Here is a 12,442-nt window from a genome sequence, read left to right on the forward strand (position 1 = left end):
TGGTGTGGGGGGCATGATCGGTGGGTCGGTCGCGGGGGCGATGGTGACCGGGGAGTTCGTGTTCACTCCGGCGGGTTTGTTGCCGGGTGTGGCCGGGGCGATGACCGGTGGGATCCGGGGGCATCGCACATCCACGGGGTCGTACAAGGCAGGAGAGACGAATGTCGATCCCGCCGCGTTGGCGCGTGAGGCCTCCGAGGCGGGTGAATCGGTCGCGCCGCCAGAGAATTCGGAGGGTAACGGCAACGGGCAGACACCCGAGAGCACCCCACGTAGCAGCCTCAGCGGTGATCAAACTCAGGCCGAGGGACCCACCGGCCAGCGCAACCTCGAATCTCCCCACAACGGTGAGGGCCAGTCGAGTGCCGACGGCAACAGCAACGGCAACGGCGAGGGCAACGGGAGCGGGTCCGCAAAGGCCAGCAGCAACTCCGCCGCCAGCGGCACCGGCGACCACAACGCCGAGAACGGTCTGTCCGCCGGCAGCACGGGCGACGAACTGTCGCGCAGCAACAGCATCGACAGCAACAGCTCCACCAACGGCCTGTCCCGAAGCAACAGCCTCGACGGCAACGGCTTGTCGCGGAGCAACAGCCTCGAGGGCACCGGCTCCGCCGACGGTCGGTCGCACAGCACCGGCAGCGAGGACAACGGCCAGGTCAACAGCCTGTCGAGAAGTAACAGCGTCGACAGCACCACCTCCCGCAGCAGCATGTTCAGCAACAGCTCCCACAGCAGCCAGAATGGTATGCAGCGGGCGGGTGGCGAGGGCAGCACACCGCATGTCGAGAACAGCAGCAGCATTCGCGTGCAGCCCGACAACCACAGCCTCGCGGATTCCACCCACTCCGACGCCCACAGCCTCGCGGATTCCACGCATTCCGACGCCGAACACTCCGGTATCAACCCCCCCGAGTCCGACGGTATCTCCGTCATCAGCAAGGGCGACAACGACTCTCACGCCCTGCCCGAGGACCGGTCCACCGAACCGGGGCCGAGCGCGAACCTGCCCGAGAACCGAAGCAACCAGCCCGACAGCGGGCTCGCCCGGGAACCAGCGAGCCCGCCGGGGTCGGGCCGGGACGGCTCGGTACCGCAGAGCAGTCCACTGCCCCGAGCAGACGCCTCGCAGGGTTCGTCGAAACTCAATCGCTCGGACCCGTTGTCGTCCTCGATCAAGCAGACCCCCGATGGGCCTACCAGCGGGCGGGGTGCGAGTTCCCCGATATCCCGGGACGGCACCCCCTCCCCGCAGGGCCGCGCCGGTGTCTCGACCGGTCCCGACTCGCCCCGCTCCTCGCTCGAAGCCGGCCGAACCAACGAACCGGTCACCGACAACCCACGCAGCTCCGCGAGCGAGCGCCCGCTCGCGGGCGATGGAACCGCCCCCAGACAACCGATCAAGACCGACACCAGCACACCACTGACCAAGACCGGCCCGAGCACGCCACTGGCCAAGGACGACCCGCGCTCGGCGATCAACCGCACCGATTCCCCTGCCCCGCAACGCGATCCCGCCGCCCCGCAACGCGATGCCGGGCACGACGACGGCACTGTGGTCCGCGCCTCGCCGCTGCCGCACGCGCCAGCCGACCGGCCGGTGCAGTCCTGGAAAGATGCCGAGACCGAGGCAAATACGCTCGGTAAGCAGTGGGAATCGGTGTCGGGCAAGGAATTCCAGAAATGGCGCCGCGCCCTGCACGACGCGGACGATATGGCGCTGCTGGGCGATCACGACACCGCGCTGTACCAGGCGACCACCACAACGGTCCCGAAATCGTTGTCCGACAATGAGAGACAGCTGACCGTCTCGCACCTGGGCAGCGGGGACCGCGCGTTCTCCATCGTCACCAAGAACGGCCATCAGGTCCTCACGCACGGCGACGGCACCGAGGTTCGTCTCGGGCGCAAAGGTCTGACCGATCTGCTCGGACAACTGGGCATCACCGAGATCCACGTCCAACGACACACGGCACACGACACCGGATCCACCCACAACCCGGAAATCGTTGTCGCGCCGAATGTTCCACACAGCGACGCGAGCCCGAGCGGTAAGCGCCCCAGCCGTCGCCCGGGACGCGCCAAACCGGCCGCGGGCACACCGTCCGCCCCGAACCACGAGAGCTCCGGAGGCAGCGAGGGCCGACGCGGGCACAGCGCCATCGCCAAAGAACTACTCCTACGAATCCCCGGCATCGGTGGCCTGCTCCGCCAACTCGCCGAGGTCCTGGCCCGCGACGCCGGCGAACACCCACCATTCTTCGAGGGCACCGACATCCCGGTCCCCCCACGCAACGAAACCCTCACCCACCCCGAGGACCCCCTCACCACACACCAGGACACCGGTCACCCCGACGAGACGACCGCGGGTCCGAAGGTTCCCGAACCCTGGTATCTCACACCGAAACTCGCCGAGCAGTACCGCGTGGTCGAACACGACGGCAAGCTGTACTCCGCAGCCACCGGCAAACCCGTCCACACCCCCGGCGGCAAGATCACCTCCTGGTTCACCCACCCCCGCGGACAACTACTGGTCGTGGACCGCAACAGCAACATCTATCTCGCCCCCGAACTCGGCACCGTCATCACCCACGCCTCCTTCGAAAAACTCGGCATACACGCAGCCGGGACCGCCGGGACCCGCCACGGCGTCCTGCACCACCTCACCGACCACCTCCACCCCTACCCCCCGAACCGCGACCGCCTGGCCGAGGTCCTGAAGACCGACCTGGCCAACATCGAACGCGCCGAAAACTTCCGCCACCTCGACCACAACGGCAAGCCCGTCACCAACGAACCCACCCCCGAGAACACCCCACCCGAACACACCGACAACACCGACGATCAGCCCCCCGCGGACAAATCCGATGACGACACCACCGGGCACGGCTCCGCCGACCAGACCTCCGGGAGCAGGACCAACGACCAAACGCCACCGGAAGACTGGTTCCCGTATCTGAAGTCGGACTCGCACCCGGACGCCTCCGGCCTCGACAAGCGGCAGATCGACCGGCGCAACCAACTGGCCCAGGAGATCCGCGGCGGCGATACCCAGGATCAGAACGTCCTGGACACCCGCAAGCGACTCGACGACGCCACCGCGAAGTACCAGACCGCCACCAAGGAATACGAGACCCGCCTGCGGGCACTGGAAACCGTTGAGGCCGAACACAAGCGGACCTCCCAAGCCGAACAGGCCACGCAGACAGAACACCCGAAAACCACCGAGCACTCGAACAGCCCTGAACACACAGACGTCCCGCAGCATTCGACCAACGCCGAGCACTCGAACGCCCCCGAACACCTGAACGACCCGAAACACTCGCCTGACCCCGAACGCACGAACGACGCCGAGCACACGGACACCCCCGCTCGGACGAGCGAGGCGGAGCATTCGCCTCAAACCGACCACACAGACGACTCGCAGCGCACGAACGACGCCGGGCACACACCGGACCCGAAGCGCGCGAACACCCCAGCACACTCGGACCCGCCCGAACACCCGGCCAACGCCGAAAGTCAGGATGCGGCAGGGCATTCGAACAAGCCCGCCCCTCCGGATGATCCGGCGGTGGCCCAGGCGCGTCGAGATCTCGATCAGGCCCGAACCGATCTGGAGCAGGCCCAGACCGAGCTGCGACAGGCGCGCGCCGAGCACAACGCCGCGGTCGATCACGCGGTCGATCACCAGTACACGATCCTCACGACCGAGGCCGAACAACGCGTCCACGAGGCGGACGAACAGGCCGCGACCGTGCGCATCGAAACCGAGAAGCAGCTGCATACCGCGCAGCAGGAACTGACCGACACCCGCGCGGCCTGGACCACGAGCCGCGACGCCTACCATCAGCGGGCCGCGGACCTCGAGGCCCGCCGATACGGCAATCTGGCCAAGAGCACCGCCGAGGCCGACGCGCGCGTGCAGTCCGCACGTCGGGATCTGGCCGACGCACGTCAGGCCCACCGCGACGCGACCGCCGAATCCGAGCCCAGCGCAGACCATCTCACCAAGTTGCGCAGCACCATCAACACCCGCGCCGGCCAGCTACGCCGCGAGCTGATCGAACACGAGGCACTGCTACGCGCCACGCTCCCACCCAGGAACGACCACGCCGCACGAGACAAGGCGACCGAGGACCACCACACCGCGCTGGACAAGGCGATCGCCGAGCGGCACGCCGAAGAGGCGATCGCGCGCGACGAACGCGACAACACGCACAAACGCAGCGACGCGATCGCCCGCTTCTTCCGCCGGACCAGCGGCGGTCACGACGACCGGGCCCTGCAAGCGATCGCCGACAGCCTCCGGTTCGACCAGGATGTGCACGCCCGCGCCCAGCAGCTACGCGACGGGCTGACCCGCCGCGACGACAACGACCCGGACCTGTCCCCCCTCAAATCCGAGCTCGACACCCACACCGCCGCCTACACGCGCGCACACGAGAAACTCGACCAGGTCGCCCAGGAGGTGATCCGCCGCCGGGTCGAGGCCCTGGAACAAGCCGGCAAGGCCGACAAGGACGCCTTCGACAACGGACTGGCCTGGCAGGACCCGGCGTTCGAGGCGATCAAGGCCAAGCGGATGGCCGCGGCCGAGGACGTCTTCGCGGCGTTGTCGGTCCACAACGAGCACCTCCTGACCGACAAACACGGTGAGAGCCCGGTGCCGCGGATGAGCGATGAACAGATCCGGGAGCTGATGCGCACCGGCACCCGCACCCAACGCCTGACCTACCTCTCGGACTACGTGCAACGCCACCACGACGAAGGGTTCGCCCCCCGCAAGAACCAGATGCTCGGCTTCCTGCTGCGCACCGCGAACATGGGCACCGGCCAGGGCAAGGAAATGCTGATGGCGATGCGACTGTTCACCGACGCCCTCGAACACGACACCGCCTACGGCAGCACCAGCAGCGACAACCTCGTCGCCTCGATGGAAACACTGGTCAAAGCATTCGCCCACCCCAAAACCGGAGCACCCCTGGTCAACGTGGGCCGCATGCTCGACGACCAACCCATACCCGAGAACGGGGTGATCATCGGCACCAAACACACCTTCCAATTCCGGGCACTACGCGAAGCCTCCGCGATGCTGGACGACCTCGCCACCAAAGCCCCCCAGAAAGAAGTCGACGAACTGCACCGGTGGCTCAACGACGAACGCCCCAAACTCGACGAGATGAAAACCCGCCTGGACGAAGCCGCCACGAAACACGGCCTGGACCGCCGGTTCGAGCCGTTCCCCAAGGGCATCTACACCGGCGACGAATTCGACTCCGCCATGCACGACGGCCAGGAGGCGGTCCTGACCAAGACCGGCCCCCAAGCCGAAACCCCCGAGAAAGCCGCACACATCAAACAGGTGACGGATCGGGTGGTGGCCGCGGAGAAACTCCACACCCTCACCGACCGCGACTTCGACCGCCCCGAACGCACCACCGGCATGTGGCGCGCGAAACTGACCGACACCGCGCTCGAGAAACTCAACAAGATCCCCGGCCCCAGGTTGACCCGTGACCACCCCGACGCCGAGATGTACACCAACGCGGCCCTGGCCCGCTGGGGCATGACCCGCGGCCTGCACTACATCATCTCCCCCGGGAAAAACGGAGCCGCACCCCGCGTCGGACTCCTGGAGCATCAGAACACCGACAAACTCATGCTCGAACGGGGCAAGACCACCACCGATATCCGCGAGAACCGCCTCCAGAACATCGGCCAATACCTCGACGCCCTGTCCGGAGTGGAAATCCAGGCCAACCACTCCTCCGAAGCGTTGTATCTGGGATTCGGGCAGATCGTCGGCAGCAGCTTCCTGCACTCGCCCTCCGGAGTATCCGGAACGTTGACGCACGTGGAGAAGGCACTCTACGACCAACACGGCATCGGACCGGTACCGCGCGTCGAGAACTTCTACGACGACACGATCAAACGCAACGACGACGTAGTAAAAGACACCCGCGAACAAAAACTCGAAGCGGCCGCCGAAGCGACCGTCCAGGAAGCCATCGCCCACAACGGGAAAATCACCCTCAAATACGATGAGAACGGCGTCGTCACCGGCGCCGTCCAAGACGGCCGCCCGCAATGGCAGGTCCACCACAACCTCGACATCCGCGGCCACGACGTCCGCATCGAATACGGCGACGACGGCCGGATCACGAAAACCACCGAACTCCACACCTGGCGCGATAAAAAACCCGAAGAATTCGGCATCACCGACTGGGTCGACAAAATCACCGACGACCGCGTGCGCGCGGAAGTCGCACAGCTCAACCAACAACGCGCCGACAACAATCAACCCCCACTACGCGTCGCGGACACCATCAAACTCGACTACACCGTCCGGGACGCCAAATGGTACGACGAACACGGCAACAGCAGCGATGCGGAAACCCTCGCCAACAAACAAACCGAAGCCTGGGGCGCACCCGGCAGCCTACACTTCGGCCACAAGACCGACGGCCGCGGCGCCAGCCCCAAACCCGACAAAGACTCCCTCGCCCTCGGCGGCACCCTCGTCATCACCACCATCGGCCCCAACGCCGGAGAACGCACCTGGGTCCAGATCATCGGCCGCGCCCAACGCGGCGGCTCCGGCCCCAACAAAAACGGCGGCTACCCCGGAACCTTCCAACGCTTCGTCTCCACCGAGGACACCTACACACCGGTCCAGGACCACGGGGTCACCACACAGGTCATTCGATATCAGACAGCATCCACCGCACACCAACAAGCCCACACCGCGCACCAGACACACCAGACCGAGGCCACCCACACCCAACTCACCAAGACCGAGAACGACCTCCGCAACGCCGAACAACATCTCCGCGAACACACCTACCCCGAAATCCAACGCAAAGTCGAAGACCAGCTACTCGCGCCGCGACACGCCGGAGCAAGTCGGGCCCGTCCAACGCTGTCCGAACTACTCGGCCACAACCTCGACCTCCACTCCGCACGCACGCTCACCAACACCCCACAACAGACCACCGGCTCGAACCATCGACAAACACCCGACCCCACACAAGATCCGAGCAGAACCGACGATCCGACACACACCCCCACCGACACGAACGACTCCCCCCACGCCGAACAATCGAACTCGAACAACACACACGCCGACAACATCCCCTACACCGACAAAAACGGCCTCGTACGCGAATACACAGCACACAACGCGGCGCAATGGCTGCAACAAACCAGCGGCGATGACCTCAACGGAACCATGCTGTGGTTCAACACACCGACCGACCACGAGTTCCTCCGGATAGCTTTCACCGAACACGGAGGCGAGGTACACACCTACGACTCCAAGTACGTCGGGCCCATAACCCGGGACAACCTGATCAATTACCTCCGACAGGTACCGGTGAAAACCGTCGACATCATGCCCGGCGATCCGTGGGAGATTCGAGAACCGGACAAATACGCGCCGAGCACGGAGCCCCGAGAACCAGCGGTCGACTTCTTCCGAGGTTTCACCGGCACCACTGCCGCACCCAGCACAGCGCAGCAGCACGAAGAACTCCCGCAGATACCCGAGAGCATGCCGACGGACGATTTCGCAGAGCCGGGATCGATGAACGCCGACGACTTCCCCGAGGAGAATTCGTCCGCAGACGAGACAACCTGGCTGAGTTCCGACACCGAATCCGTCGACGACGAGGGCGGCGTTCTCCGCGACTCCACGGAGAGTCTCGAGGACCTCGCGAAAAATTCGCCGCCAGAACTCCCCGCCCAGCCCACTGCAACCACCCCTGTGAGCCAGGTTCGCCGACTGACGTTCTTCCACTCCGAACTTTCGACCATTCCCGAGGAGGATTCGGCCTCCGAAGCCGGAAGTGTTGTCCGCGAGCCGCTCTCGCAGCCGGAACCAGCCGCCGCGGAACCGGAGGACCTGAGCAAGAAGCTCACGGGCTCCACTGACTCCACCCAAAAGGCGCCGGACCCTGCCGTCTCGACCGAAAAGACTCCGGACACCACCGAGAAGGCATCGGCACCACCGACCGAGCCGACGGCCAGCACCCAGCAGCCCGATGCCGCGCCGTCGCCCACGCTGAGTCCGGCAATGCAGGAATTCGGCACCAAGCGCGACGGTGCCAAGAACCTCATCGATTTCCAGCGGGTTCCGCAGGAGACCGTGAACTGGTTGCGGCAGCACGTGATCGATCAGGTGGAGGCGACCCGCGGTCCGGACAGCACATTCCGCGCCGACGTCAACCGGACGCTGACCGCCGAACTCCTCAGCCACGAATGGTCACGGCTGCTGAGCGAGTCCGGAATGCCGATACCGGTGACGTACAAGGGCACGAGATATCCGGCCTCTATCCGTCTCACGGTGCGTTCCCTCGGGCCACCGAAGAAGACCGGCAAGCCGACCGACGATATGGCCGTATCCCGGGTCCAGCATTTCCAGCGTTTCGTCAGCGATATCAAGAGAACGCTCGGCAACACCAATCTCCGATCCTTCTCCTATGCACATTCCGGCCAGGTGAGCAAGGGCGCCGTCCACAAGACCAGCCTGACCGGACAGGGCGATTTCAAACTCAACGAGATGCAGACCGACATCCGGATCTCCTCCGAGGTCGAAACCATCGCCAAGCTGCGCAGCCAGGGCATGCACGATCTGCACGACCTCGCCCCGAGCTGGGAGGTGCGCGTCGGCGACGGGATGGCCGACCTGCGAGCCCCCGAGCAGATGACCAAGGGTTGGCATCCTATCACCGAGAAGCCGCCGAGCCTGCTACAGGCGTACTTCCCGCAGTACATGACCCAGAGCGGTGAGCTGCCCGCGATCGATCCGGCGGACCCGAGTACGGTGCCCGCGCCGATCGAACGGTTGCGGCACGAATTCCCGCTCTACGGACCACACGACATTCCGCATGTCAACCGTATATATGCGGACGTCCTCAAATCTTTCTCGCCCCGGATCGACAATATCGACGACAAATCGCTCGAATGGCTGTGGGAATTCTTCCGGCAGGAAAATTTCCTCGGCGCCCTGTCGATCATGTGGAGCGACGGGCCGATCGACACGCCGGTACTCTATTCGAAGTCCGGTGCCGAACTCGGATATCTGCGATTCACCGCCGACCTGCACGGCGGCCGGAAACTCACCGGCCCGCCCATCAAGAACGCGCGCGCGGAACTCTACACCGTGCGCCAGCTGGCGGTGCAGGGTGCGACCAGGGTCGTCAACTCGCTCGGGGCCCTGCTGGCACTCACCTCGGCCTTCAAATTCGGCAAGTCGAATCCGGCCACCGGCTATCAGAAGAACCCCGGTTTCCGGTTCACCCTCCCCAGGGCAGGCCTGGCCTACCAAGCGAGCCATCTCCAGAGCGTCGGTCTCGGCGGCACGACGGCGCGCACCCTGCGACACAAGGGCGATTACCTGCACGTCACGCCGGATATGACCCTCCGTGTCGAGCTGGTCCGCAACCATGCGCCTCCGCTGCAACCCGCCCCCGGATCACCGCTGGCCACCGGGAAGACCTATCCCGTCAACATGATGGTGCCGAACCTGAAAACCCTCGGTACCGCGCCCGAGAAACCGCTGTATCCGCCGGGGGAACTCGTACACCTGCGGCAACTCGGACTGACCACGACACCGCTGAGCGTCGAGGGTCTCGCGCCGCTGCTCGACGATCTCGAGAAATATCTGTCGGACGAGGGTTTCCTGCGCGACAGCCTGGAGAACAACCGCACGCTCGACCAGCTGAGGGCCGGTCCGCGCGCGATGCTGGACGAAAGTATCCAGGGTGGTGCGAGAGCTCCCACGTTCGAGATCGCCGAGGGGTCCGGTGTCCGAAAGGTTACCGCCATGATCGTGACCAAGCGGCACATGGAGAACCCCGCCGACCCGCACCAGGGCATCACGCACGAGCGGACGATACCCAAGGTGCCGACGATGAATTACAACGGCGGTAATTCCTCCGGTAGCGAGCAGTACTCGAACGCGTGGCCCTGGCATCTCGGTGGAAACTTCTCTGTCGACAACATGCTCGGTGGTGGCTACAAGCATCAACCGTTCGCCCGTGTCACCGGCGCCTACGTACACAATCACGCGGCACCGAAGATCCTCGACTACGGCTGGAAGGTCAACGAGCGCAACATCTTCGCCCCGATCGTCGGCAGCGAGGTCTTCGGCATCCCGACCTACAACGAACTGCACATCTTCGACACGCACCCACCCGAACCCAGCCCCGCTACCGTTACCAGCACCACCGACGCCACCGAGCCCGGCACCGAAGTCACCAGCACCGAGCCGGCTACCAACTCGACCAAGCCGGCTGCCGAACCCAGCGTCAAGCCCGTCATCGATCCAGCCGACGCCACCACACCCGCCGAACCCAGCAAAACCGCCGAGCCAGCCGCAACCGCCGAGCCCGACACGACCACCGAGCCCAGCACCGAACCAACCGCTCAGCCCGCCACCCAACCCACCTCCGGTCGCATCCTCAGCACCGGCATGGGCCGGATCCGAGTCGCTCTCCCCACCTACCGCACCCTGTCCAAGAAGCCGACCAACACACCGCCATTGACACCCACAGCCCGCGCGGTCGACCCCGAAAAGGACAAAGCGCTGCTGGAGGCTTTCAAGCAGCCCGCCGATCTGCCACGTAATCCCAAGATGCAGGACCCCGGCGGCAGCAAGATCCTCCGAGAGACCGCCGACAAGGCGATCACCGATCTGTTCGAGCGCATCAAGGAAGATGCGGCCGAAGCTGCGGCGGCAGCGAAACAGGACGAGGACGGGACGAAACCGGATCCGACCGACACTGCCCCGGCGAACGAAGAAACGAAATCCGCGGACACGAAGCCGGACGACGAGACCACGAAGAACACCGACACCGATCCGGTCGTCCCCGGTGCCTTCCGCACCGACGAACAACTCGCGGCCCAGGAGGCAAACCAGTCCGACGACGGCGAACCCACCGTGAACTGGGCCGCCGTGGGCAATTCGCTGCTCGGAGCGGCCCGCTGGCTGGCGAACAAGACCATCGGCACCGGCCGCTGGACCCGTAGAGTCGCGCTCGGCGAACCGGCCATCAATCCGGATTCGACGGTGCGCGGGGTCTTCCACAGCGCGTTGGCGCCGAGCAACCTGACCGCGGCGATATTCCAGAACTCCGCCCCCTTCTCGAGCACCACCGCCCCCGGCGCCCTGGCCGGCATCGATTTCACCGGCGATGTCCTGGGCCTGATCGACAACATCAGAGTGCAGAACAAGCCGTCGTTCGAGGCCGAACAGCTGACGACGACCACCTCGCAGACCGCATATGCCCAACCCGACCAGACCGGCGGGCATGGCGGCCTATCCGGCATCGGCTACTACGGCCCGAACTCCACACGTCACGCCAACCTGATCGGTGGCAGTCAGATCGGCGCGACCGGCGAAACGCGGATCACCGCCCAGAGCATGGCCACCAACGACACCTCGTTCACCAGTTACATCGGCGCGTACGTATTCGTCGCGGACGCCAAGTACCTGTTGAACGTCACCGCTGCACCGCGCAACCCCATCCGGAACTTCTTCCCCGGCGGTCTCCGCAAGCGGTCCTACCTCATCGATGTGCCCGACGCCGTGCAGTTCTACCTCACCGAAAGCGAACTGCGGCATCATCCGAATTTGCTGGCATTGGTCCAGGCACACCCCGATCTGGACGTTCCGAAACCGCTCGTACCCGGTAACGGCCTACCTGAGGACTTCAAGAGAACGGGCAACGTCAAGGTGGGGGCCATCTACGACGTCGAGGTGCACGGCCCCCGAAACGCCCTGCGCGACACGGTGATCGAGGCTGTGGAGAAGAAAGCGACCGGCATCACCGAGAACGGCTCGACCACCTACGACCCCACCGTCCTGCCGCGCATCGCGAAGGCCACGGACGACGACGCCCTCCGCGCCCTGGCCAACGGCAAGCCGGGGGCGACGCACCGCATGCGCTTCTTTCACCGCTCGTGGTTCATTCCGCGGCTCGTCTCGGTGAAGCTCAGCCTGGTACCGGACCTGTCGCGCATCGGCGTGAACGACAACGGCGAACCGGTGTCGAAGGAACTGAAACAGCTCCAGGAGACGGGTGAAGTTCTCCCGGACAGCACCGTGGCGGACACCCTTCGTGGCTATCAGGCCACCGGCGGCAACTCCCTGGACGTTCCCGGCGCGACCAGTGTCAGCGCATATCAGACCTTCGACCACCGCGAGATGTTCAATCCCGGTCTCCTGGTCAACGGCCGGCAGCCGAACCTCACCCTCGCGGCGGGCCGGCAGAGCGGCGCCGGCAACCAGCGCAAGTCGTCTCGGCAGGATCGAACCTGGATCCGCTCGGCCGGCCTGACCCGGTTCTCGGTGCCGTACAAGGTCAATATCGATGTCAGTTCACACATGATCACCAAGGTGGTGGTGGATTACCTGGCGTCCAAGGGGATCGATCTGCTGTCC

1 protein-coding gene (cut by a window edge) is annotated in these 12,442 nt (G+C 65.3%); it reads left to right on the forward strand.

What is annotated here, in order from left to right; translation table 11 throughout:
* Nucleotides 1-13 precede the first annotated feature (13 nt).
* Nucleotides 14-12,442, forward strand: partial view of a C2 family cysteine protease gene (locus NRB20_RS33030; protein ID WP_153415345.1) — the start only. The gene runs 37,143 nt beyond the window's last position; only the first 12,429 of its 49,572 coding nucleotides appear in the window; the start codon lies at nt 14-16; the stop codon falls past the right edge of the window.

The organism is Nocardia macrotermitis (genome assembly GCF_009604405.1).
In the GTDB taxonomy this organism is placed as follows: Bacteria; Actinomycetota; Actinomycetes; order Mycobacteriales; family Mycobacteriaceae; genus Nocardia; species Nocardia macrotermitis.